This is a genomic window from Bradyrhizobium arachidis (genome assembly GCF_015291705.1).
Taxonomy (GTDB): Bacteria; Pseudomonadota; Alphaproteobacteria; order Rhizobiales; family Xanthobacteraceae; genus Bradyrhizobium; species Bradyrhizobium arachidis.
On sequence record NZ_CP030050.1, the window covers coordinates 7,190,946 to 7,213,278 of the forward strand.

Annotated in this window: 21 protein-coding genes; 9 read left to right on the forward strand and 12 right to left on the reverse strand. The window is 64.7% G+C overall.

The window, feature by feature from the left end; all coding sequences use genetic code 11:
- Window positions 1–28: 28 nt before the first annotated feature.
- The 5 genes from WN72_RS33825 to WN72_RS33845 all read right to left on the reverse strand — a co-directional run bounded on the left by WN72_RS33825 (window position 29) and on the right by WN72_RS33845 (window position 5,005).
- Window positions 29–436, reverse strand: a complete 408-nt coding sequence (locus WN72_RS33825) for a hypothetical protein (RefSeq protein WP_027562406.1) — start codon at window positions 434–436, stop codon at window positions 29–31.
- A gap of 150 nt (window positions 437–586) precedes the next feature.
- On the reverse strand, window positions 587–1,564 hold the full coding sequence (locus tag WN72_RS33830) for a Bug family tripartite tricarboxylate transporter substrate binding protein (protein ID WP_092216047.1): 978 nt from the start codon (window positions 1,562–1,564) through the stop codon (window positions 587–589).
- A 77-nt stretch (window positions 1,565–1,641) separates the two neighbouring features.
- Window positions 1,642–2,487 carry a fumarylacetoacetate hydrolase family protein gene (locus WN72_RS33835; RefSeq protein ID WP_092216049.1) on the reverse strand — a complete coding sequence of 282 codons (846 nt, stop codon included), beginning with the start codon at window positions 2,485–2,487 and terminating at the stop codon, window positions 1,642–1,644.
- The gene (locus tag WN72_RS33840; RefSeq protein ID WP_092216051.1) at window positions 2,484–4,109 is read right to left on the reverse strand and encodes a bifunctional 3-(3-hydroxy-phenyl)propionate/3-hydroxycinnamic acid hydroxylase; all 1,626 of its coding nucleotides are present in this window, start codon (window positions 4,107–4,109) and stop codon (window positions 2,484–2,486) included. Before WN72_RS33840 ends, WN72_RS33835 begins: the two co-directional genes overlap by 4 nt.
- On the reverse strand, window positions 4,106–5,005 hold the full coding sequence (locus WN72_RS33845) for a VOC family protein (RefSeq protein WP_092216052.1): 900 nt from the start codon (window positions 5,003–5,005) through the stop codon (window positions 4,106–4,108). Before WN72_RS33845 ends, WN72_RS33840 begins: the two co-directional genes overlap by 4 nt.
- Window positions 5,006–5,138: 133 nt before the next feature.
- Here WN72_RS33845 and WN72_RS33850 point away from each other — a divergent pair, with 133 nt between their 5' ends.
- Window positions 5,139–5,837, forward strand: coding sequence for a GntR family transcriptional regulator (locus WN72_RS33850; protein WP_027562401.1), 699 nt, complete (start codon window positions 5,139–5,141; stop codon window positions 5,835–5,837).
- 94 nt (window positions 5,838–5,931) lie between these two features.
- On the opposite strand, the gene WN72_RS33855 is transcribed toward WN72_RS33850, so the two are convergent.
- Window positions 5,932–7,005 carry an alkene reductase gene (locus tag WN72_RS33855; protein WP_092216053.1) on the reverse strand — a complete coding sequence of 358 codons (1,074 nt, stop codon included), beginning with the start codon at window positions 7,003–7,005 and terminating at the stop codon, window positions 5,932–5,934.
- 103 nt (window positions 7,006–7,108) lie between these two features.
- On the opposite strand from WN72_RS33855, the gene WN72_RS33860 reads away from it, so the two are divergent.
- Window positions 7,109–7,984: a LysR family transcriptional regulator gene (locus WN72_RS33860; protein WP_027562399.1), complete on the forward strand. Its 876-nt coding sequence runs from the start codon at window positions 7,109–7,111 to the stop codon at window positions 7,982–7,984.
- Window positions 7,985–8,023: 39 nt separating this feature from the next.
- Here WN72_RS33860 and WN72_RS33865 read toward each other — a convergent pair whose 3' ends face one another.
- From WN72_RS33865 to WN72_RS33875, 3 genes are all read right to left on the reverse strand, one after another.
- Window positions 8,024–9,754: a M48 family metalloprotease gene (locus WN72_RS33865; protein ID WP_092216054.1), complete on the reverse strand. Its 1,731-nt coding sequence runs from the start codon at window positions 9,752–9,754 to the stop codon at window positions 8,024–8,026.
- Window positions 9,755–9,787: 33 nt separating this feature from the next.
- Window positions 9,788–10,432: a LemA family protein gene (locus tag WN72_RS33870; protein ID WP_092216055.1), complete on the reverse strand. Its 645-nt coding sequence runs from the start codon at window positions 10,430–10,432 to the stop codon at window positions 9,788–9,790.
- A 143-nt stretch (window positions 10,433–10,575) separates the two neighbouring features.
- Window positions 10,576–10,833 carry a hypothetical protein gene (locus WN72_RS33875; protein WP_231164093.1) on the reverse strand — a complete coding sequence of 86 codons (258 nt, stop codon included), beginning with the start codon at window positions 10,831–10,833 and terminating at the stop codon, window positions 10,576–10,578.
- A gap of 404 nt (window positions 10,834–11,237) precedes the next feature.
- On the opposite strand from WN72_RS33875, the gene WN72_RS33880 reads away from it, so the two are divergent.
- The 5 genes from WN72_RS33880 (at window position 11,238) to WN72_RS33900 (ending at window position 15,814) form a co-directional block, all read left to right on the forward strand.
- Window positions 11,238–12,197 (forward strand): helix-turn-helix transcriptional regulator, encoded by a 960-nt coding sequence (locus WN72_RS33880; RefSeq protein WP_092216056.1) that lies wholly within the window; start codon window positions 11,238–11,240, stop codon window positions 12,195–12,197.
- Window positions 12,198–12,294: 97 nt separating this feature from the next.
- The gene (locus tag WN72_RS33885) at window positions 12,295–12,585 is read left to right on the forward strand and encodes a hypothetical protein (RefSeq protein ID WP_027562394.1); all 291 of its coding nucleotides are present in this window, start codon (window positions 12,295–12,297) and stop codon (window positions 12,583–12,585) included.
- A 120-nt stretch (window positions 12,586–12,705) separates the two neighbouring features.
- Window positions 12,706–13,911, forward strand: a complete 1,206-nt coding sequence (locus tag WN72_RS33890; RefSeq protein ID WP_092216057.1) for an NAD(P)/FAD-dependent oxidoreductase — start codon at window positions 12,706–12,708, stop codon at window positions 13,909–13,911.
- Window positions 13,912–14,004: 93 nt separating this feature from the next.
- Window positions 14,005–14,922, forward strand: coding sequence for an MBL fold metallo-hydrolase (locus WN72_RS33895; RefSeq protein ID WP_194482940.1), 918 nt, complete (start codon window positions 14,005–14,007; stop codon window positions 14,920–14,922).
- Between the two features lie 139 nt (window positions 14,923–15,061).
- Window positions 15,062–15,814, forward strand: coding sequence for an SDR family NAD(P)-dependent oxidoreductase (locus WN72_RS33900; protein WP_092216059.1), 753 nt, complete (start codon window positions 15,062–15,064; stop codon window positions 15,812–15,814).
- 41 nt (window positions 15,815–15,855) lie between these two features.
- On the opposite strand, the gene WN72_RS33905 is transcribed toward WN72_RS33900, so the two are convergent.
- Both WN72_RS33905 and WN72_RS33910 read right to left on the reverse strand, forming a co-directional pair.
- Window positions 15,856–18,336, reverse strand: a complete 2,481-nt coding sequence (locus WN72_RS33905; protein WP_092216060.1) for a TonB-dependent receptor — start codon at window positions 18,334–18,336, stop codon at window positions 15,856–15,858.
- A 153-nt stretch (window positions 18,337–18,489) separates the two neighbouring features.
- Complete coding sequence (locus WN72_RS33910; protein WP_167380806.1) at window positions 18,490–19,845, reverse strand: histidine kinase; 1,356 nt, start codon at window positions 19,843–19,845, stop codon at window positions 18,490–18,492.
- 197 nt (window positions 19,846–20,042) lie between these two features.
- On the opposite strand from WN72_RS33910, the gene WN72_RS33915 reads away from it, so the two are divergent.
- Both WN72_RS33915 and fghA read left to right on the forward strand, forming a co-directional pair.
- On the forward strand, window positions 20,043–20,663 hold the full coding sequence (locus WN72_RS33915) for a response regulator (RefSeq protein WP_027562388.1): 621 nt from the start codon (window positions 20,043–20,045) through the stop codon (window positions 20,661–20,663).
- 75 nt (window positions 20,664–20,738) lie between these two features.
- On the forward strand, window positions 20,739–21,584 hold the full coding sequence (fghA, locus tag WN72_RS33920) for an S-formylglutathione hydrolase (RefSeq protein WP_092216062.1): 846 nt from the start codon (window positions 20,739–20,741) through the stop codon (window positions 21,582–21,584).
- Between the two features lie 166 nt (window positions 21,585–21,750).
- On the opposite strand, the gene WN72_RS33925 is transcribed toward fghA, so the two are convergent.
- Window positions 21,751–22,320, reverse strand: coding sequence for a DUF3280 domain-containing protein (locus WN72_RS33925; RefSeq protein ID WP_027562386.1), 570 nt, complete (start codon window positions 22,318–22,320; stop codon window positions 21,751–21,753).
- Window positions 22,321–22,333: the final 13 nt, after the last annotated feature.

The window sequence follows — 22,333 nt, forward strand, 5'->3', positions numbered from 1 at the left end:
TTTCGCCGGCCGGCGCACGCTGCCGCGATCAGCGGGAGCGCTTCGGCAGTTTTGGAAGCTTGTCGGGATTGAACGCGGGGACCTGAGCCGTTCGCTCAGGCGCCGCCGCCGGCTTTTCCGTCAGGATCAGCGTTCCCTCGAGGACGACTCCCGGCGCCTGTCCCGCCGTCGCGGTGTAAGTCGCGATCTTGCCGGGGCACGTCCCTACGATGTTCAGCGTGAGCTCATCATAGACGCCGAAGACCGTGTCACGTCCTTCGGTATGACGCTTCGTCGACACGGTCGCGGTGAAGCGATCGCCGTCGACCTGACACGAACCATGATACGTCATCAGGCTGTCGCGGCCCCAGATCTGGCCGTCTGCGACATGGACGATGCCGGTGCCCTGCTCGAGCGGCGTCTTGTACCAAGCCGCGTAGGTACCGTCGTTCAGCATGGGAGCAGTCTCCCCAGGTATTCCCATGCAGATCATCCGCATGACTAGCGCTAAGAAACCGTTAATCACGCGGCCCGTGTGAATCCGGCCTCTCGAGCCCGGCGCGGCGCCCGCGACGATGCGCCAGCCGCAACGCGAGGCGTCTGCCCGCTATTCCGGCTCGATACCGAGTCCCTGAATGATCTTGCCGGACGAGGCAAGCTGTTGATCGAGGAAACGCTTTGCGCCCGCCGTCGTCACGGCATCGCCAACGCTGACATCGAAACCGAGAGTTGGAGCTCGCTCGCGCACATCGGATGATTCCAGGGCGCTTGCAATCTCGGCGCTCAGCTTTTCGACGATCTCGGCGGGCGTGCCGACTGGCGCCATGAACATGAACCAGCCCTGCAGGTCGACGCTTTGCAGCGTCTCCGCGATCGCAGGAACGTCCGGCAGGGAGTCGATCCGCTTGGCTCCGGCAACGGCGACCGGTCGCAGCGTACCTGCCTTGATGAAGGCTTCGGCGATGGACGCCGACTGGATCGTCACCTGGATGCGGCCCGAGATCGCGTCCTGCACCGCATTCGTGGTCGTGTTGTAGGGGATGAGCACAAAGCCGGTTCCGGCGCTCTTGTTGATGGCTTGAGCGATCAGGCCCGAGAGATTGCGCGCACCATCGACGGCCAGACTCAATGAACCCGGCGCCGACTTCTCGAGCTTGATCAACTCCGGCAGCGTATTGGCCTTCACCTCGGGATTGACGAGGAGGACGTGGTTGCTCTTGGCAGCCATCGCGACCGGCACGAAGTCCTTCACGGGGTCGTAGGGCAGTTTCTTGAACGTGTAGGGATTGGTGACGAGCGCGGCCGACGTGGCAAACAGGAACGTGTAGCCGTCCGGCGCCGCACGGGCGACGGACTGCGTGCCGACGAGGTTTGCGGCACCCGGACGATTCTCGACCACGAATTGCTGCCCGAGGGTCCGCGAGAGCTTTTCGGTGATGAGGCGGCACATCACGTCCGGGCTGTTGCCCGCCGGCTGCGGCACGACGATGGTCACCGGCCTCTGCGGCCAGGGCTGCGCCAAGGCCGGAAGAGAGAAACAAAGCGCGGCGGCGGCGAGCAGCAGACGACGGGATAGTGCGGACATGATGTTCCTCCCTGAAAGATTCCGCTTTGCGGGTTTTATTGATCGTTCGCACGCCGTCGCCGGCGGCCGTCGTTCGATCAGGTTTCGTCTGCGACGACGTTCCTGAGCACGCCGAGGCGTTCGACCTCGATCTCGACGACGTCGCCGGGCTTCATCCAGAGCGGCGGCTCGCGCCGCGCGCCGACGCCACCCGGGGTGCCGCTGACGATGACGTCGCCGGGCTCGAGCCGCGTGAACGTGGAGCAGTATTCGATCTGGCGCGGGATATCGAAGATCATCTGCTTGATCAGCGCTTCCTGCATGACCTGTCCGTTGAGGCGGGTCTGCAGCTTGAGCTCGCCGAGCGGACCGAGCTCGTCCGACGTCATCATCCAGGGCCCGAATGCACCGGTGTCCGGAAAGTTCTTGCCCGGCGTGAACTGATGGGTGTGACGCTGGAAATCGCGGATGCTGCCGTCATTGTAGCAGGAATAGCCCACGACATGATCCATGGCGTCGGCGCGGGAGATGTAGCGGCCGGCCTTGCCGATGATGACCGCGAGCTCGCCCTCGAAATCGAGGTGGGTCGAGACGCGCGGCCGCACGATCGGACTCAAATGTCCGGTCTGGCTGTTGGCGTAGCGCGAGAAGATGGTGGGGTGATCGACCTCGGCGCGGCCGGTCTCCTTGCGGTGGGTCTCGTAATTCAGGCCCACGCACAGGATCTTGTCCGGGTTCGGGATGACCGGCCGCCAAGTGACTTTCGAGATCGGGAGAGTGGCGGCGGAGGACTTTGCATCCGCAACACCGGCGAAGGCGGCGCCGATGGCCGCCTTGAGATCGGCATAGCGCGCCTTGAGCGCGGTGCCGACATCAAAAAAGGTCTCGCCCTCGACGATGCCCCAGGTGGTGCGGCCGTCGATCGCTACAGTGGCCAGTTTCACGGCGTTCTCTCCATTGTCTGATCGGGAATTAGGTTTGCTTGCTCGGCCGGGACGTCGCGACAATACAAGCCGATCTCGCGCAGGAGATCGCCGAGCTCAGAAGTATTGCGCGCGGTGCCGAAAACGTAATGGTCGGGCCGCACGATCGCGGCGACGACACCGTGGCGGTCGAACCAGCTCGCGAGTACGCCCTCGGTCTCTTCGAGCACATTCGGCCGACCTGCCCCAGCAGGCGCGACGGCCGTTGCCGATACGTCCGGGCGCGCGGCACAGAGCGAGAGCATGGACGCGGCATCATTGCTGCGGCCGTCGATCAACACGCGCCAGCCGGCCCCTATCATTTCGTCCAGCAGGCGAGCCGTACCGCCGCTTGCGATGCGCGGCTGCGGAAACAGGCTGCCGCGCGCCGGCGTCTCTTGATGCGACAGGCATCCTGCGCGGAGCGGCGGGATGATTTCCTGCCGCGTCAAGAGCAGCGGCTTGCCGCCGCCATCGCTAAGGATTTGCGCATCGCGCTTGCGGGCCGCGGCCGGATCGCGCTCGCAGATCGACTGGCCGATCGCCTTGATCTTGCCGGTTAGCTCGATGACGTGCTGCTTTCTCTCGACCGTGTAGCTGTCGAGCAGACTGTCGGAGGACACGCCCTTGAGCACCTGATCCAGTTTCCAGACGAGGTTGGTAGCGTCACGCAGGCCCTGGCACATGCCCTGGCCGATGAAGGGCGGCTGCTGATGCGCGGCATCGCCGGCGATCAGGATCCTGCCGCTCCGCCAGTCGGCGGCAACGAGCGCGTGGAAGCGATAGGAGGCAGCCCGCCACAAGTCCCCGTCATGCGGCGTGAGCCAGGGCGAGAGCAGCTTCCAGACATTGTCGGGCCGCTCCATCTGCCGCACGTCTTCGCCCGGCAGCAGCATGATCTCCCAGCGGCGGTGGTTCTTCGGGCCGATCAGGAAGCTCACGGGGCGCGCCGGATTGCAGAACTGCGCGGAGCATTGCGGCAGGCGGGCCAGCGCGCTCTCGTTCACGCGCATGTCGACCACGAGCCAGGGTTCGTCGAAGACGAGATCCTCGAGGCCGAGCCCCGCGATCTGCCGCACGGTGCTCGAGGCGCCGTCGCAGCCAAGCACGTAGCGCGCCGTCACGGAACGATGCCGTCCGTCGCTGTCCTTCAGGCGCGCCTCGACGCGATCGGAGGTCTGGACGAGATCGAGCAGCTCGACGCCGAGCTCGGCCCGCACATTGGAAAAACTCATCGCGTGGCGGCGCAGCTCGGTCTCGACCGCGGGCTGGCTGAACACCATGCTCGGCGTGTAGCCGAGTGGATAGGGCTTTGCGACCATGTCGATGCGCCGGATCAACTGGCCGTCGACACCGAAATGCTCCGATGCGGTGAAGGGCTCGATGAAGGGCGAGATTGCATCCGCGAGGCCCATATTGTCGAATTGACGGAATATCTCGTGATCGAGCGCGATCGCACGCGGCTTGTCGTAGACATCGGTGAGCCGGTCGATGACGAGCGTGCGATGACCGAGCCGGCCGAGCTGGCCCGCGGCAACGGCGCCGGTCGGCCCGAAGCCGACGACGAGCACGTCATAGTCGGTAGCGCCAGCCATATCCGTCATGCGCGCGCCGCCGTGAAGGGAATGGCGAGCTGCGCCGTCTTGCAGGTGTCGGACTTGGGCGGGGCGATACCCCACTGGTCGGTTCGTCCCGGAGGCCAGACCCAATCGGTCGGGCCTTTCGCGACGTAGCTGTCGTCGATCTGCAAGACCTCGGCGGTGTATTCGATCACGGTGCCGGCCGGATCGACGAAATAGGCGAACACGTTGTCGCCCGGTCCGTGACGACCGACGCCCCATCCGATCGGGTGGCCATGGTCGACCATGCGACCGGAGCCGCGCATGACGGACTCCAGATCAGGCATCAGGAAGGCAATGTGATTGAGGCCGTTGCGAGGGGCCTCGGCAAGCACGATCGCGTGGTGATCGCTGTTGCAGCACAGGAACGCCATCAGCTTCGAGCGATCCGTCAGCCGAAACCCCAGGGTGTCCTGATAGAATGTCGAAAGCGTTTCGATGTCGGCGCTGTTGATGTTGACATGCGCCAGCCGTTCGGGGCGATCCGCGATCACGCGCGGCGGCCTTACATGATCGCCATGGACGAACTCCATGGCGCAGCCCTGTGGCTCGCGAACCACGAAGCTTGTCCCGCCCGAGGGCGCAGGCGACGGCGCGGGTGAGTTGATCACCTCACAGACGGCTTGCCGCGCACGCGCGAACAGGCGGTGCAGATCTTCAAGCGAGCGGGTACGGAAGCTGATCTTTCGGAGTGACGTCGCCTCACCGGGTGTGAGCTCGAGAACGTGGAAGTCACTGCCCGTCGCGGCGAGGTACACGGTGCCGTCCGCTTCCGCCACGACGTCGAGGCCCCAGACCTTGCTGTAGAACTCGACCGAACCGGCGAGGTGCGGCGTCGTGACCTCGACGCTGCGCAGGGCCGTCACCGGAAAGTCGGACATTGGACTTCCTTGTCAGGAAACGCGAATGTCAGTCCATTAATATGTACAAAATCGTCAGTAAAGCAAAAATTTATAAATAACAGGTCCAAACCCTGCTAATGTACACAGACGCAGAGATTCCAATGGGATGCCCATGAGCCCTGACCTGCCAAGCCAGAAGGACGACCAACCGGCAACGCTGGCGACCACGATCTACGCACGCCTCAAGGCCGACATCCTGACCACCCGGCTCGCGCCCGGTCGCAAGCTGCAGTCGCGCTTCCTGATGGAGCAGTACAATGTCGGGCAGACCCCGCTGCGCGAGGCGCTCAACCGGCTGACGACCGAGGAGTTCGTCGTCGGGATGGAGCAGCGCGGCTTCTATGTGAAGGAGGTCAGCAAGGGGGAGCTGCAGGAGCTGACCAAGACGCGGTGCTGGGTCGAAGGCCTGGCGCTCCGCGAGTCCATGCAGAATGCGACGCAGAGCTGGGAAGAGGCTCTGCTGGTGGCGCATCACCGGCTCGACCGCACCCCTCGCTCGCTCAAGCCCGACACGTTCGAGGACAATCCGGACTGGGAGAAGGTGCACCGCGCCTTCCACGCGACGCTGATCGGCCTTTGCGGTTCACGTCCGCTGCTCGGCTTCTGCGAGCAGCTCGCCGACCGTCTCTATCGCTATCGCATGATGTCGATCGCAAAGGCCTATCCGGCGCGCAAGGTCGGTGCCGAGCACAGCGATATCCTTCAGGCGGTTCTCGCCAAGCACACCGAAAAGGCCGTGCGTCTGCTTCAGCAGCACTATCAACGCACGGCCGACGTCATCTATTCCGATCTCGACGGAATGCTGGCTTAGCGTCGCCGCGAGCCAGCGGCGATTCGGCTTCGGGAAGAGCACGCTCGCACCGCGGGCGCGGTGCAGAGCCGATGATTGCGATGACCGGGAGTGCTCAGACCGCAGCAGTCGCACCCAACGCAGGATAGTCGGTGTAGCCGCGGGCGTCGCCGCCGAAGAAGGTGGTGCGATCCGCCTCGTTCAGCGGGGCGCCGGATTTCAGGCGCGCCATGACGTCGGGATTGGCCAGGACCATCTGGCCGTACGCCTCCATGTCGGCCAGTCCGGCCGCGACGTCGGCGCCGATGAGGTCGCGCGGACGCCCCGGTCTGTTCACGATCAGCCTGCCGCGCCACAGCTTGCGGAGATCGGCAAGAAGGCGGTCGTCGCCCTGATGCATGATGTGCAGATAGGCGAGCGAGAGCTTGTCGAGCTCAGTGACCAGATGACGATAGAGGTCAGGTCCTTCGACACCTTCGTCGATGCCCCACATCGTGATGCCGGGCGACAGACGGATCGCCGTCTTGTCCGCGCCGATCTCGCCAGCGATGGCGGCCGCCACCTCGATGGCGAAACGCGCACGATTTTCGATCGAGCCACCATAGGCATCGGTTCGGGTGTTCGCGCTCGGCGCAATGAATTGCTGGACCAGATATCCGTTGGCGCCGTGGATCTCGACGCCGTCCGCTCCCGCCGCGATGGCGCAGCGCGCAGCGTCGCGAAAGTCGGCGACGGTCCGGCGCACCTCGTCGGTGGTGAGCGAGCGTGGCTGCGGGATATCCTGCATGCCGGTCGCCGTGAACATCGGGGTATCCGGCGCAATGGCCGAGGGGGCCACGCCCTGCCGGTGATGCGGCGTGTTGTCGGGATGCGACATGCGCCCGGCATGCATGAGCTGGATGAAGATATGGCCGCCCTTGCCGTGCACGGCATCGGTGACCTTGCGCCAGCCAGCGACATGCGCCGGCGTGTAGATACCTGGCGTCGTCATGTAGCCCTGCCCGTCGTCAGATGGCTGCGTGCCCTCGGTGACGATCAGACCGACGCCGGCGCGCTGCGCGTAATAGTCGGCGGCGAGGCTGCCGGGCGTGCCATTGGCGGCGGCGCGCGACCGCGTCATGGGCGCCATGACGAGGCGGTTCGGGAGCTCAAGTCCACCGACGCGGACGGGACTGAATAGCGATTTCATGGCGAGTTCCTTCTCGTTGCTGTCGAGAAGGCAGATGGACCCTCCATCTCATGGAATAAATGGCGTATAATGGAATAGATTGGTCCACATATGGAATAATCTTATGGAGCTGTTGAACGACATGGCGCTCTTCGTCGAGGTCGTGAAAGCCAGGAGCTTCCGCGGCGCTGCGGCGACGCTGGACATGCCGAACTCCACCCTGTCGCGACGGATCAGCCTGCTGGAGAAGGAGATCGGGCTTCGCCTCCTGAACCGCACGACGCGCAGGATCGAATTGACCGAAGCCGGCCAGCTCTATTTCGAGCGTTGCAAGCGCATCGTCGACGAAGCACGCCTCGCGCACGAGCAGCTCGGCGAAATGCTGGCGCGGCCGAGCGGATTGTTGCGCGTCTCGCTGCCGGTGGATTTCGCGAACACCTATCTGGCGCCGTTGATCACCGAATTCGCGCAGCTTTATCCCGGTATCGATTTCGAATTCGACCTGACGCCGCGGCGCGTCGACCTCGTCTCCGAGCCGTATGATCTCGCGATCCGCATCGGAGAATCCGAGGCGTCCCACATGATCGCGCGGCCGCTCGCCCGCCTGCACGGCTATCTCTACGCCTCGCCGCGCTATCTCGAACTCAACGGCGAGCCGCGCGAACCCGCGGACCTCGCGCACCATCAATGCCTCTGCCAGACGAGGGTAAGCAGCTGGAAGCTGCACAACGGAATGCAAATGTTAGACGCCGAGGTCGGCGGCCGTTTCCACCTCAACAGCATCGGCATGCTCCGCCGTCTCGCGACCCTCGACATGGGCATCACCTTCGTGCCGCAGGAAATCGTCGCCGACGAAGTCGCAGCCGGCCGGCTACGCCGCATCATGCCGCAATGGCAGGGCTTGCCCATGACCATCTATGCCGTCACCGAGACCAGACTGCTTCCTGCCAAGACGCAGCGCTTCATCGAATTCCTGCGCGATCGGCTGAGCCGGGCTTAGATCGTCCGCGCCATTTGGCGAACAGACCGGGAAGCGACTTTACACCCTCCTCCGGCCAAACACCGGCGCCGAAAGCGGGGCACTCGGCGGCGGCGGTGCGTTCCACTTTGGCTGGTCGTTCCTGACGATCTCTTCGTCGATTTCGACGATGTCCGGACGCGACTTGCGACGATCGATCTCGAGCGGCTCGAGATGGCCGAACAGCGCGCGGAGCAGTTTCGGCTTGAATATCCCGACCACCACGAGGCCGAACAGCAAGAGCGGCATGAAGGCTGAAGGCGCTGTTGGACGATCGCTGCCTTCAGCCCAGACTCCGCCGTTCGCTCCCGGCTTGCCTGCCGGCGCGGCAGCAGGCGCGCTTTGCGCGACCTGGTTGTTCGGCTTCGGCGCCGGCGCGCCTTTGGTAGCGCATTTGCCGTCGGGATAGGATGGGCCGCTGCAGAACGGTCCCGAATTCGTCATCCGGGCGATATCGACCATCCCCGCCGGGTTCATCAGGCTCGCCAGCTTCGACAGGTTTCCGTCCTTCGGCCAGTAGAGATAGAGCACCGCTGCAAACGCAAGGCCGAGCGGGATCATCAGTTTCGGCATCACGCCGAGGACATTGCGACGCTCGTTCAGCTGCCATTCCGTCCAAGCCACGCAGGCATTGTGCCACTGCATGTAGAGCTCGTGGTCGGTGAAGTAGAGCAGCAAAGGATGCCGGGACGGCGGGCGCGGCCGCTCCAGCGGACGTCCCGACGCATCGAGCGGATAGGCTGTTGCAGCTTCTATTCGCGGGCGCCTGCCGAACACGGGCCGCGCCGGAACGCGGGTGTCGCGGCGCTGCCGCGCCGGATTCATCAGCTCTCCGCCAAGGTGGCCGATGGCCTCGATCCGATCCGTGGCAGACGGATGGCTTCCGCCTTCGTGATCGGCGCGCCCGTCGAACAGCAGACCCTCGACACGGTCGCTGCCGACGAAGCAGCCCCGGTCGCTGACCTTGGCGATCGCGCTGAGCAGCGCCTCGGGAAAATGCGTGACGCGGATGGCCTCGCCGTCGGCGACGTGGTCGCGGCTCAGCTTCAACCCGCGCCGCGCCGCGCGCGACAGCCGCATGGAGAGCGACGTCATCGCGCTGCTCGCGAGCATCAGCAGCAGCATCGGCGGGATCAGCACCGCGATGACCATCTGCCGCCAGTCTTCGAAGCGCAGCGGATTGTTCATCTGCATGATGATGGCGGTGCGCATCAAGGCGTGGTTGGCGGCGAGCAGCCGCGTATCGCCGTGGCGAATATGGGAGGCCTCATGGGCAAGGACCGCGGCAAGCTCGTCGTCGTCGAGCAGGTCCAGCAGGCCGCGCGTGACCGCGATCAGACCTTGGGTCGGCCCCTCGCCTGCGGTCACGGCATTGGGCTCGCTCGCCTCGATGATCCCGAAACGCGGCAGGCGCACGCCGAGCGCGGTGCACTGCTCCTCGGCGATCGCGACGAAACGCGGCTCGTCCTCGCGGGTGACAATGCGGACGCCGAGCACTTTCGTCACCGCCTTGGCGTGACTGCTGTAGATCCACCAGAACACGAATCCGGCCACGATCGCGATCGGCAGTGCGTAGCGCAGCGCATAGCCGGCCGGATCGGTCAGGATGGTATGCTCATGGTCGGCGGAGAGCAGGATCATCGTCAGGGCGAAGGCCCCGATGATCTCGAAGGCCAGCACATAGCCCAGCACCAGCAACGCCGTGAACCGCCTGTTGTGCGCGGCGTGGGTGACGTAGCCGTGAACCGCCATGACCTAGCCCCTGTTGGCGCCAGCCCTTTCGGCCTAAAGCGCGATCTTGACCGGCTCCGCCAGCTCGGCACGGCGGTCGCCGAGCACGAACTTTTCGCGCGGAGGATTGTGCCCGATCATCGCGATGAAATTGCCGGGGAAGGCACGGCGGACCGAGTTCAATTCCTCGACCGCGAGATTGTAGAACTTGCGCGCCGCGGTGATGCGGTCCTCGATCCGGATCAGGTCGGAGCGCAGCGTGCTGTAATGGGCGGCGCTGGCAAGCGCGGGATAGTTTTCGCTGACCGTGAAGAGATTTTGCAGGACGCTGGCGATCTGGGTCTCGCTCTGGATCACGCCGCCGCTGCCGCTGATCGCTTCCAGCGCGTCGATGCGCGCATCGAGCACGTCGCGGATCAACTGATGCTCCCTCGCGGCAAAGGCGCGGACGATCTCGACGAGATTGCCGATCAGCGTGTGCCGCTCGACCAGCAGCGCGTCGACGTCGCCGAAGGCCGCATCCGCGCGCTCGTCGAGCTGCGCGATCAGCGCATGCTGCGCGCGGATCTTCAGCATCAGCCAGAGTGCGGCGGCGGCCAGCAGCCATATCCACCAATTGTCCAGCGCGAAATTGGCGGCGCGCACGAGGCGGCCTGAAATGTCGATGGCCTGAGAGAAAGTCTGATCGGCAGCAGCCATAATACGTCTCCTGCAAAAACAAATTTTTGCGAGAGGTCATACAGGCGCGACGCTAAGATTATGAACCGCGCACGATTAGAATTTTAATCAATACTTCAGGTTTGCCGATTCCGCTTCAATCCGGGACCGGGCCGAGTTCTGCTCTAGGAGGCCAGGCGAAGCCAGACGTCCTTGCTCGCCAGCGTGCCGTTCATCGTGGCGATCTCCATGTCCACGACATCCAGCGAACCGGGCTGGTCTCCATAGATGTACTTGAGGTGCCACATGAGACCGAGGTCCGGAGAGACGACAAAATCGTCCAATCCGTCGGTAATCGCCCGGACGGCCTGCCGATGCGTCAAGGGCGCGGAAAACATCGCATCGATCAGGGTGGCGAGGCTCATGCCGCCGACGAGCATCATTCGCGCGACCTCGTCACCGTAAACGTGCCGAAGCGCTGCAACGATGGCTGCGACTGCGTCCGGATTCTTCAATGACACGGCGAAGCGAACCTCCGGGCCTATCATGCCGGAGGCGGGATATTCTGTGCAAGCCATCCGCCCGCGGCGGCGCCGGCCAGGGCCCCGCCTCGGCCGCCGGCACCGGGCCTTTTCAGCGAATTTATTCCTCTCGCGAAATCGGCACTGCGACGACGCGGCGCTGCGCGTCGGGCGTTTGCGAAAGCGCGCGCCGGCTCGGAGCAGGATCGGGCAAAGCATGGGCGCTTCAGGCAAGACGCTCGGCCCGGGCAGCGCCTAGAACGCCCCCGACCCGTAGAAACACGGACACCTGATCTGAGCTCGAAGCGATCGGGAGGAGCCACGCAATGACCGGGAGCACCACACTCATGCGCAATCCCTCCCCCAAGGGTTTGCCACCCATACCTGGCGCAAGGCCGGACGATCACGCGACGTCCGAGCGTCGCGCCGCCGATGCCGAGATGGCACGCGTGCTCAAGACGAAGCCGCTTCGCATGGCCTCCGATTCCAGCAGCGGCGCCATCGCCTTTTGGAGGCACGAACCGCTGCACGACACCGTCGAGCCCATGGCCGATCATGTCGTCATGGCCTATCCCGCCGGCTCGCAGGCGCTGGAACGACGCACGGGAAGGACGGCCGCGATTTCGACGGCGCGTCCCGGCGTCGTGACGATCATTCCGGCCGGCTCGACATCGCGATGGGACATCCACCGCCCCATGCATGTCGTCCAGCTCTATCTTCCGCAGAGGACGCTGCTGCGGATCGCCGACGAGGCCAACACGACGAACCCCGGCGATCTGCTGGAGCGAACCGGGCATCCTGACGCCATCACGTCGCGGCTGCTGCTGAGCGCCGCCGACTCGCTCGAAGGCAGCGCCACGCTGGACACGCTGTTCAGGCAACAACTGACGGATCTGCTCGCCACGCGCCTCTTGGCCGCTCATGCGGGCGTTGCTGCTACGCCGCAGCCGATCATCGGCGGTCTTTCGCCTTCGGTTCTGCGCCGGTCGATCGAACGTCTGCGCTCGGACAGCGATGCAGATGTCTCGCTCTCGGCGCTCGCGTCCGACGCCGGACTGTCGCGCTTCCATTTCTGCCGGTCCTTCAAGGAGAGCACCGGGCTCTCGCCGCATGCCTGGCTGCGCCAGCACCGGCTCGAGCAGGCCATGGACATGCTGCGCGGGAGCGACGAGCCGGTGGTCTCGATCGCCGCAGCGCTCGGCTATTCCTCGCAGACCGCCTTCGCCGCGGCCTTCAAGAAGCTGACCGGCGAAACGCCGAGCGATTGGCGCAGGCGCGTGCGGTAGCAGCAATCGCTCGACAGGGACGGCAATCGCTCTGGCGCAGTCGACTATCCGGTTCGCTAAAGATCGCAATGTCACATCATCCGGACGGAGACGAACGATGGACTGGAAACAGCTTGCAATCGCACCGAAACGGAAGGCCGCCGCCTCGGCGCTCGTGTACGGGCTCTCGCTGACGGTGCGCTTCACCTCGCCGACCGCCGAAGAGGCGGAGTTACAGGGCCCACGAAGCGCCAATGCCGCAACGTCGATCCTGCTCGATCGCGGCTGGCTCGGGAAGCCCGCGATGCCGGTCGCCCTGCGCGGCTGGCCGCTGGGCCCGCGCAGCTGCCGCGCGGCTTGCGAGGGCCCCGCCCTCCTGTCCTCGCTGCCGAACTGCACCGCGCCGTAACGGCCCGGCGCTCTCCGCCTCACCTCTTCGCGTCATCACGGGTCGCAACAGACTCCGCTCGCATCGAGCGGCAGCGATGACGCGCGCGTTTCGAACCAATCCAATCCTGGAGACAACCACATGCGACTACTCATTATCGGTGCCGGCTTCGCCGGCATGTACGCCGCCCTCTCCGCCGCTCGCCTCCGCGACATCCAGGGTGTTTCGCCCGACGATCTCGAGATCGCGCTGATCGCGCCTCAGCCGACGCTGGTGATCCGCCCGCGGCTCTACGAGCCGAAGCCGGAAACCTTGACGGCGCCGCTGCTCGACGTCCTCGAGGCCATCGACGTCGATTACATCCAGGGCAGCGCCGAGGCGGTCGACACCAAGGCGCAGACGGTGCAGATCGCCACAGCCAAGGGTACGCGAAAGACGCTGTCCTACGACCGGCTGGTGGTCGCCACCGGCAGCCGCCTGTTCCGCCCCAACATTCCAGGTCTTGCCGAGCATGGCTTCAGCGTCGATTCGCTCGATGACGCGGTCGCGCTCGACAGGCATCTGCACAGCCTTGCCAATCGGCCGGCCGTCAACGGGCGCGACACGGTCGTCGTTGCCGGCGGCGGCTTCACCGGTATCGAGGCGGCCACCGAGCTGCCCGCGCGCCTGCGCCAGATCTTCGGCAAGGATTCCAGGGCGCGCGTGATCATCGTGGAGCGCAACAGCGCGATTGCCCCCGACATGGGCGAAGGGTCCCGCCCCGTGATCGAGGAGGCGCTACGCAAGCTCGGCGTCGAGGCCCGGCTCGGCACCGGCGTTGCCTCGCTCGACAAGTCCGGCGTGACGCTCTCGACCGGCGAGCACATCGAAACCGAGACGGTGGTGTGGGCAGCCGGCATTCGTGCCGCGCCGCTGACGGCACAGATTCCCGCCGAGCGCGACAGTTTCGGCCGGCTGCTGGTCGACCGCGACCTGCGCGTGCCCGGCATCGCCGGCGTCTTCGCCACCGGCGATGCGGCGCGCGCCGCCTGCGACGACACCGGCAATTACGCACTGATGTCATGCCAGCACGCGACGCGCATGGGCGCCTTTGCCGGCAACAACGCCGCCGCCGAGCTGCTCGGCGTTCCGACCAGGCCGTATCACCAGAAAGCTTACGTCACCTGCCTCGATCTCGGCGAAGCCGGCGCGCTGTTCACGCGCGGCTGGGAGCGCACGGTCGAGCTGGTCGGCGACGTCGCCAAGAAGACCAAGCGGGAGATCAACACCGTCTGGATCTACCCGCCCCGCGCCGAGCGCGCCGCGGCGTTGGCATCGGCCGATCCGGAGCGCGTGACGAGCCTCTAGTCGCATCACGCAACGGCGGCCGCGCTCTCCCGGCGGCGCGGCCTGCTCGACCAGGACCAGCCGGGGGCCTTCACCTTGAACCAGGAGACGAACATGAACATGCACAACACCTCATCCCCCGTGACGTCGAAGCCCGAAGAGCTGGTCCCGTCGCGCTATGCGCTGAAGATCGGCGACATCGACGTGATGGTGGTCAGCGACGGCGTGCTGCCGCTGCCAACGGCCATGCTGGCCCACAATGTCGACCCGTCTGCCCGGGCGGCCTGGCTGAAGGAGATGTTCCTGCCACCGGACGCTTTCGATTGGGCGCTGAACGCGGTCGTGGTGCGGAGCGGCAGCCAGACCATCCTCGTCGATGCCGGGCTGGGATTCGATCCGGACCTGCACTTGCCGCGGGCCGGGCAGTTGATCAAGCGACTGGAAGCCGCCGGCATCGATCTTTCGTCCGTGACCGACGTGGTGCTCACCCACATGCACATGGACCATGTCGGCGGGTTGCTGGTCGACGGCGTGAAGGAGCGGCTGCGCAAGGACCTGCGCATCCATGTGGCGGCCGCCGAGGTCAAGTTCTGGGACGCGCCCGATTTCTCCCACGTCTCCATGCCGCCGGGATTCCCGGACGCGCTTCGCTCGGCCGCCAAGCGCTTCGTGAAAGAATACGGCAGTCAGCTGCGCCAGTTCGATGAGGAGCACGAAGTTGCGCCGGGCGTCGTCGTCCGTCGCACCGGCGGTCACACGCCCGGACACAGCGTGGTTCGCGTCGCGTCCGGCGGCGACCGGCTGATGTTCGCGGGCGATGCCGTGTTCGCAGTCGGGTTCGAGCACCCCGAATGGTACAACGGCTTCGAGCACGATCCCGAGGAAGCCGCTCGCGTTCGGGTTCAGCTGTTCAAGGAGCTGGTCGAGACCAAAGGGCTGCTGGTGGCGACGCACCTGCCGTTCCCGTCCGTCGGACGGGTCGCGGCCGACGGCGATGCGTTCCGCTGGGTGCCGGTGTTCTGGGACTATTGAGCGATTGATCAAATGAATCCGAGGGCGCGTGCTCATCGCATTGATGAGTTCGCGCCCTGGTCTTCCTCAAACACCGAGCTGTGGTTCGCCGAACACTGGCCCACGCTCTCCTTCCATTTGGAACGACGCAACAAAGCGAATGAACATGCAGAACGAAAGAGTCGTGATCATCACAGGCGGCAGCTCCGGCATCGGCCGGGCGGCAGCACTGCGTTTCGCCAACCAGGGCGACAAGGTGCTCATCACCGGCCGCCGCGCCGGTCCCATCGAACAGACAGCAGCGGAGCATCGGAATATCGCAGGCTTGGTTGCGGACACTGCCTCCGCCGAGGACGCCAATCGGACCATCGCTGAGGCTGTCGGCAAATGGGGCCGGCTGGACGCGCTCGTCAACAACGCCGGCGCCGGAGCCATTCTTCCGCTGTCGGATGCGGCGGCGGACCGGATCGACGACATCCTTTCCGTCAACGTGGTCGGTCCAAGCCTGCTCGCCCGCGCCGCGCTTCCTCACCTGAAGGCGACGCAGGGCACCATCATCAACATCTCCTCCACGTTCGGTCATCGGCCTGCCGCGGGGCTGTCCCACTACGCCGCCAGCAAGGCGGCGCTGGAACAACTGACCCGCTGCTGGGCGCTCGAGCTGGCGCCATTCGGAATCAGGGTGAATGCGGTCGCCGCCGGCCCTACGGAATCGGGGGCCCTGACGGGGATGATGGGGCTATCTGCGGAACAGGCTGAAGCCGTCAAGGACGACGAGCGCGCGCGGATTCCGCTCCGTCGTCGCGGCGTTCCCGACGACATTGCGCCATGGATCGTCCAGCTGGCAGGCCCCGCCTCGCAATGGATCACCGGCCAGGTTCTGGCCGTCGATGGCGGCCTGGGACTGACCTAGTCTCCGCGCTGTCGATCGCACGTCCCGCGCTTCGCAGATACCTAGAACGTCACCCGCATGCCCGCATAGAACGCGCGCGGTCTTGCCGGGCTCAGTGAGCGCGGGTCGGTGAATTCCGCGCCGCCATTGGTGAAGTTGGGCAAGGCTTCGCGATCGAAGAAGGTGCCGACGGTCGAGTAGCGGTTGTCGAAGATGTTGTTGACGCGACCGTAAAGCTGGAGGTTCTTGGTGACCTGGTAGGAGGTGTGGAGGTTGAACACGGCGTAGGATGGCAGCTTGGGAAACTGGTTGGACTCATCGCCGACGAAATACTGGCTTGAGACAAAGAGCGCGTCACCCCCGACCTTCCAAACATCGGTAATAGCATATTCGATGCTGGCCTTGATGAGGTGGCTCGGCAGCCGCGGAATGTGATTACCCGGCAAGACCTGGATGTTGCCGTCGGCGTCGGCGAACGGGCTGTCTGAGCCAAGCGTCAGCGCATCGAGGAAGCGCGCATCCAGGAATGCGTAGCTCGCCTGGAACTGAAGCACATTCGACTTCAGGCTCACCTCGGCTTCGATACCCTGCCTGCGCGTCCGGCCGACGTTCTGGAAGAAGCCGAAGCCCGTCAGGCCCGGAATTGGGGTCGCGAGGATGTCATCGTAGTTGGTGGCACGGTAGGCACCGATCTTCCAGCCGAGCGAACCGATGTTCAATTCCTTGGTACCGCGGAAGCCAGCTTCAAACGTCTTGGATACGACCTGCTGCAGTGGGGGGTCAGCGATCAGGAACTGCCCGATGATGCACGGCCTCGCCGGATCGGCGCAGCCGAGTTCGAGTGGCGTCGGCACCCGGTTGGCCTCGGAATAGCCCGCATAGGCGGTCACCTCGGACGTGATCTTGTAAGTGGCGCCAATGATCGGATTGAAACGATCATAAGTATGATCGCCATTGAGGGCGGTGCCGAGCTGGTCCATCAGCGTGACACGGGCCGCATTGAACCGGCCGCCCCCCGTCACCGCAAAGCGATCGTCCACGTTGAACGTGTCGAGCGCATAGAGCCCGTGATATTGATTGACGGTGCGAAGGGACACCGGACCGATCGATGTCGGATCGCCGGACTGCCCCAGGAATATGCCGCTGCCCGTGACGACATAGTTCGTGCCGATGGTTCCCAATTCAGCGCTACCGATGAAACGCGTGCTGCTGACATCGTAGCTTGCGCCGATCACGAAGCGGTTCTCGTGACCGAATAGCTGATCGATGTTGGTCGCCTGCCCGGATACGCCAAACGTGGTCGATTTCGTGCTGGTGCGATCAATCTCGCCGAGGATGGCACCTGGCGCAAAGGGATTTGCGAGCTGAACGCCATTGAGGCCATTGGCCGACGGTTGGAGGCCAGTCAAAGGGTCGACATCGCCAAAGCAAAGCAGCGTCGCATCGGCGTCGCAGGGCACCGTATCGGTCGGATTTCCGTCCACGGTATTCTGTTTGAAGGCCCGCACATGCGCCGTGCCCTCAAAGGTCCAGGTCGGCGTCGCCTCCACCTTGCCGGTCAGGTTGAGATAGCCGACCTTGTTGGAAATGGTTTGTGGCGTTGTATAGGTCGCCCCCCAGTATTGCTGGAGCAATTCGGCCGGAACAGTGCTGGGTCCTGCCAAGGAATTGTTGGCGACGCCGCCATTGAGGTGGAACTCGTTGCCTTCAAAGCGATACCCGACATCGCCATAGAAGCGCCGGACGTCCGATGCCGAGAAATTGCGGAAGCCGTTGTCGTGAATGCCTTCGAGCGCGCCGTAGACAGACCAGTTTCTATCGACCTGCTTGCCCCATTGTGCGGAGCCCTGGATGCGGCCGAATGAGCCGCCCATGACGTCGATCTCGGCGCCTTGGTAGTTGAACCCGTTCTTCATCTGCAGATCGATGGCGCCGCCGAGCGCATTGAGGCCGTAAGCAGGATTGTTGGTCACCACCACCGCGGATCGAATGGCTGCCGTCGGGATGAGATCCCAATTGACGATGTCGGAAAAAGCTTCGTTGATGCGTACGCCATTCTGGTAAACGGCGAGCCCCTGCGGCGTTCCGGCCAGAGGCGAAGCCACATAGCCGCGAAATTGGACGTCAGGCTGGAAGGGATTGCCGGTTACCTCATTGATGCTGACACCGGGCACATACTGCTGCAGGGCATCAGCAATATTCGGCGAGTTGGTGCGCCTGATCTGGTTGGCATCGACGGCATTGATCGCCGACGGGACCTTGTCGACATCGAGACCTCTGCCCGTGCCCGGCGACGTCGGGTAGACGTAGATGCGCGTTTTGGGGCGCGTGGACGACGATGTTCCCGCCACGCGCGCGACCGGGCGCGATGGCGCGGTGCGCCTCGGTGTCGAGGGCGGCGCCGTCACCTCGACCGCCGGCAGGTTCTGGACGTTGGTCTCCTCGTCCTGCGCGGCGCCGGCCTGGCCCGCGAAGACCAGCCCCAGCCCGGTCGAAACCGAGGCCATCAACCAACGACGCTTGAACCAAAGACGCTTGCCCATCCCAGCCTTCCCATCCCCGATCCCCCGGCTGTTTTGATTTCGCCGTTTGGTGGAGACGAGTGTAGTCGGCGAGAGCCCCCGCACCAGCCACAAAAGGTCGGGCAATATCCGAACCCGTTTTCCCGACCGGATCGGGAATTTTTCCCGACGTAGTCAGGACACCACTGTGGGAACCAGCGCCTCCAAGGTCAGACCGCCGTCGCTAGAAACGACGTTGAGCGTGCCGCCCAGTGCTAGAATCCGCTCGCGCATGCCGACGAGGCCGAAACCCAGCTTCTGGCCCGGCTCCATGCCGCGGCCATTGTCGCTGACCCGCACCCGCGCGCAGGAGCGGCCGCCGGCCTGCTCCACGGGTTCGATGACGACGTGGACGGAGGTGGCGCCGGCATGGCGGAACACGTTGGTGAGCGCCTCCTGCACGATGCGGTAGATGGTGAGATCGGCGGTCTCGCCCGTCGTCGGGCCCAGCGCCGGCGAGATCACGGTTTCGATCGCGACATCGGGATGTGACTCCCGCCACAGCCGCGACAGCGATTCCAGCGCCTGGCGCAGGCCGAGCTCGGCCAAGCCGACGGGGCGGAGCCGCTCCAGCACGCGGCGATTGAATTGCTGGAGCGCGTTGATCTGCTCCATCATCGCGCTGCCGTGCTTTCGCACCGCTTCCGCACTCGGATCACGCCCGTCCGCCTGCTTCGCCAGCGCACTGGCATGCGCCCGCAGCGAGAACAGATAGGGCCCGAACTCGTCGTGCAACTCGCGCGCGATCTCCTTGCGCTCGATATCCTGGAGCGACACCGCGCGTTCGGCAAGGCGCCGCTTGTCCTCGACGGCCTCGCCGAGCGTTGCGGCCAAGTGATTGAGCTTGGTGCAGATCGCGGCCAGCTCCGGCGCGCCGCCTGGCGCGACGCGCGCCTCATAGCGGCCGTCTTCGAGCTCGGCCATCACGTCGGAGAGGGATTTAAGCGGGGTGAGCGCGCGGCCAACCACCGTCATCATCAGGAAAAACAGCGCGAGCGCGATCACCGAGCCGACCTCGAGCTGGGTCACGATGCCGTCCCAGATCTCGGCGATCTCGTCATCGGGATGCGAGATGATCAGGAGAGAGCCGGGCTTGCCACGGACCGAGACCGGGACACTAACCGCGGTCTGCTCGGGATGAACCAAACTCACGAACCAGGCGGGCGGCCCGCGCGTGTCGTCATCGGTGTCTGGGCGCGGCGGCGTCAGCGGGCTCCCGCTGGAATCCATGAGGGCGATGCTGACATGGCGGAGCCGGCTGAGATCGCGCGCGATCTGGTTCAGCCTGGCATCCGGATCGGGCGCCTCGTTGAGATCGGCAACGATCATCTCGATGAACTCGCGCGCAAGCCGGATCACGCTCTGGTCCTCGGCCTGCACGCGGGGACCTGCCTCGGCGACCTGCCGGCCGATATTGACGGCGAGCCCCAGTGCCAGCAACAGCGCCAGCAGCAGGTTGATGCGCGCACGCAACGATAGATTTTGCCACATTGATGCCGCCCGTGCCTCGCGAAGGTTGGCCAGCACCTGTCCGATGACGTTGACAGGGACGAAGCGCCCGATATCTAATCGAAAGCGTACAGCAATCCCGGCCGGGTTGCATGAGGCGACGTGAGACGCGCATGGCGTCCTGCTCGGTATCATGCGGCGCGAAATAAAGAGGCCGGCGCTGTTACGGGGAAACGCCTATGCGCATTCTGATCGTCGACGATCATCCCATTGTCGCCTCCGGCTGCCGCGCCGTGCTGGCCGACGAAGGCGAGATCGAAATCCTGGAGGCCGCCGACGCCGAGGACGGCGAAAGCGTCTTCATCGTTGAGCGCCCCGACCTCTCGATCATCGACATCAACCTGCCGACCGTCTCCGGCTTCGAGCTCGCGCGCCGCATCCTCGAGCGCGCGCCCGAGGCTCGTATCATCATGTTCAGCATGAACGACGACCCAGCGTTTGCCGCGCGCGCAATCGAATGCGGCGCCAAGGGCTACGTCTCCAAGACCGGCGACCCCGACGACCTCGTCGAGGCGATCCGTGCCGTCGGCGCCGGCGGCACTTACCTGCCCACGGCGATCGCGCGCAGCATTGCCTTTGCCGGGCCTGCGCTGGCGCAAAGCCCGCTGTCGAAGCTGAACGCGCGCGAGATGGAGATCCTGCGGCTGCTCAGCGCCGGAAAGAGCCTGTCCGAGATCGCCTGGCTGGTGCAGTCGTCCTACAAGACGGTGGCCAACACCTCCTCGATCATGCGACAGAAGCTCGGCGTGAAGACCTCGGTCGAGCTGGTACGGCTGGCCATCGACAGCGGCGTCGCCTGACGGCACGTAGCGCCGCAGATTCGGTCACACAAGCGTTGCAATGTTGATGTGGTTAGATGCCACGGAGCAAAAGGCATGACGATCCAGACTGTCTCGACGAACAAATCCTACGGCGGCGTGCAAGGCGTGTATCGCCATGCGAGTAAGGCGACCGGAACCGACATGGTGTTCTCGGTCTATGTCCCCCCGCATGCCGACGGCGCCAAGCTGCCCGTGGTCTGGTATCTCTCCGGCCTCACCTGCACGCATGCCAACGTCACCGAGAAGGGCGAATTCCGCAAGGCCTGCGCCGAGCTTGGCCTGATCTTCGTCGCACCCGATACCTCGCCGCGCGGACCCGACGTACCCGGTGATGCCAACAACGCCTATGATTTCGGCCTCGGCGCCGGCTTCTATGTCGATGCGACGCAAGAGCCGTTCGCGCGCAACTATCGCATGTGGAGCTACGTCACCGACGAGCTTCCAAATGTCGTGGCGGGAAATTTTCCCGTCGATGCCAAACGTCAATCGGTGATGGGCCATTCGATGGGCGGCCATGGCGCGCTGACGGTCGCGCTGCGCAACCCGCACCGCTTTCGCGCCGCGAGCGCATTCGCGCCGATTGTGGCGCCGTCGCAGGTGCCCTGGGGCATCAAGGCGCTGACCGGCTATCTCGGGCCGAACAAGGATGCCTGGCGCAACCACGACACGGTGGCGCTGATCGAGGACGGCGCGAAGTTTTCCGGCTTTCTGGTCGATGTCGGCGAGGCCGATAATTTCCTGAAAGAGCAGCTCAAGCCCGAACTGCTGGAGGCCGCCTGCGCCAAGGCCAACATCCCGCTGACGATGCGGCGCCAGGCGGGGTATGACCACAGCTATTATTTCATCTCGACCTTCATGGGCGATCACCTGCACTGGCATGCGGAGCGATTGAAGGGGTGATCGCGCTCTCTCCTCCCCCTCTCCCCGTCCTTTACGGGGAGAGGGTTGGGGTGAGGGGCTGCTTCCGCAAATACGCTGAGAACTGGACTCGCGGAGACTCCCCCTCACCCGGAATTTGCTCTCGCAAATTCCGGCCTCTCCCCGCACGCGGGGAGAGGCGACGATCTCACGGCTTGCCGTAATTCGGCGCCAGCAGGCGGTTGCGGATGAGATAGCTCATCGTGCGCGACCAGGATTCATCCGTGTTGCCGCGCATGTCGGCGCTGGCGGCCGCGATCATGTTGCCGGTCTTCACGTCGCGCAGATAGATGTTGAGATTGATGATCAGATTCGAGACCTTCTGCACCATGCCGGTGATCTCGAGCTCGGCGCCCAATTGCGCCGCGAGCTTGAGGTCGCAGCCGCCGCAGGCCTGCAGATTGGCGTGACGGGCGGCGTCCCTGACCGGCGCGATGTCGAGCAGCTGGAACCTGCCTGACTCCGCCAGTTCCTTGCGCAGCTGCTCGCTGATGCGTAGCAACCTCGCCTCTTCCGGCTTGGAGCCGTAGAACTCGCCGGGCAGGCTGGTGTCGATCAGCTCGAAATCGAACACCGCGAGCTTCGGCGGATCGGCGAACGCGACCGAGCTGGTCAGCAGCAAAGCCGCGAAACATATCAGCGCTCGCATGATCGTGATTCCGCCTCCACAGCTTGCGACGACGAAATGCGGGGTTGCATGCCCTGACAAATCGGTCATGCTTCAGCAGAGA

Excerpts from the sequence above, each read along its gene's own strand:
- WN72_RS33825 (WP_027562406.1), bottom strand. The coding sequence starts at position 436 with ATGCTGAACGACGGTACCTACGCGGCTTGGTACAAGACGCCGCTCGAG.
- WN72_RS33830 (WP_092216047.1), bottom strand. The coding sequence starts at position 1,564 with ATGTCCGCACTATCCCGTCGTCTGCTGCTCGCCGCCGCCGCGCTTTGT.
- WN72_RS33840 (WP_092216051.1), bottom strand. The coding sequence starts at position 4,109 with ATGACGGATATGGCTGGCGCTACCGACTATGACGTGCTCGTCGTCGGC.
- WN72_RS33845 (WP_092216052.1), bottom strand. The coding sequence starts at position 5,005 with ATGTCCGACTTTCCGGTGACGGCCCTGCGCAGCGTCGAGGTCACGACG.
- WN72_RS33850 (WP_027562401.1), top strand. The coding sequence starts at position 5,139 with ATGAGCCCTGACCTGCCAAGCCAGAAGGACGACCAACCGGCAACGCTG.
- WN72_RS33855 (WP_092216053.1), bottom strand. The coding sequence starts at position 7,005 with ATGAAATCGCTATTCAGTCCCGTCCGCGTCGGTGGACTTGAGCTCCCG.
- WN72_RS33860 (WP_027562399.1), top strand. The coding sequence starts at position 7,109 with ATGGAGCTGTTGAACGACATGGCGCTCTTCGTCGAGGTCGTGAAAGCC.
- WN72_RS33865 (WP_092216054.1), bottom strand. The coding sequence starts at position 9,754 with ATGGCGGTTCACGGCTACGTCACCCACGCCGCGCACAACAGGCGGTTC.
- WN72_RS33870 (WP_092216055.1), bottom strand. The coding sequence starts at position 10,432 with ATGGCTGCTGCCGATCAGACTTTCTCTCAGGCCATCGACATTTCAGGC.
- WN72_RS33875 (WP_231164093.1), bottom strand. The coding sequence starts at position 10,833 with ATGATGCTCGTCGGCGGCATGAGCCTCGCCACCCTGATCGATGCGATG.
- WN72_RS33880 (WP_092216056.1), top strand. The coding sequence starts at position 11,238 with ATGACCGGGAGCACCACACTCATGCGCAATCCCTCCCCCAAGGGTTTG.
- WN72_RS33885 (WP_027562394.1), top strand. The coding sequence starts at position 12,295 with ATGGACTGGAAACAGCTTGCAATCGCACCGAAACGGAAGGCCGCCGCC.
- WN72_RS33890 (WP_092216057.1), top strand. The coding sequence starts at position 12,706 with ATGCGACTACTCATTATCGGTGCCGGCTTCGCCGGCATGTACGCCGCC.
- WN72_RS33895 (WP_194482940.1), top strand. The coding sequence starts at position 14,005 with ATGAACATGCACAACACCTCATCCCCCGTGACGTCGAAGCCCGAAGAG.
- WN72_RS33900 (WP_092216059.1), top strand. The coding sequence starts at position 15,062 with ATGAACATGCAGAACGAAAGAGTCGTGATCATCACAGGCGGCAGCTCC.
- WN72_RS33905 (WP_092216060.1), bottom strand. The coding sequence starts at position 18,336 with ATGGGCAAGCGTCTTTGGTTCAAGCGTCGTTGGTTGATGGCCTCGGTT.
- WN72_RS33910 (WP_167380806.1), bottom strand. The coding sequence starts at position 19,845 with ATGTGGCAAAATCTATCGTTGCGTGCGCGCATCAACCTGCTGCTGGCG.
- WN72_RS33915 (WP_027562388.1), top strand. The coding sequence starts at position 20,043 with ATGCGCATTCTGATCGTCGACGATCATCCCATTGTCGCCTCCGGCTGC.
- fghA (WP_092216062.1), top strand. The coding sequence starts at position 20,739 with ATGACGATCCAGACTGTCTCGACGAACAAATCCTACGGCGGCGTGCAA.
- WN72_RS33925 (WP_027562386.1), bottom strand. The coding sequence starts at position 22,320 with ATGACCGATTTGTCAGGGCATGCAACCCCGCATTTCGTCGTCGCAAGC.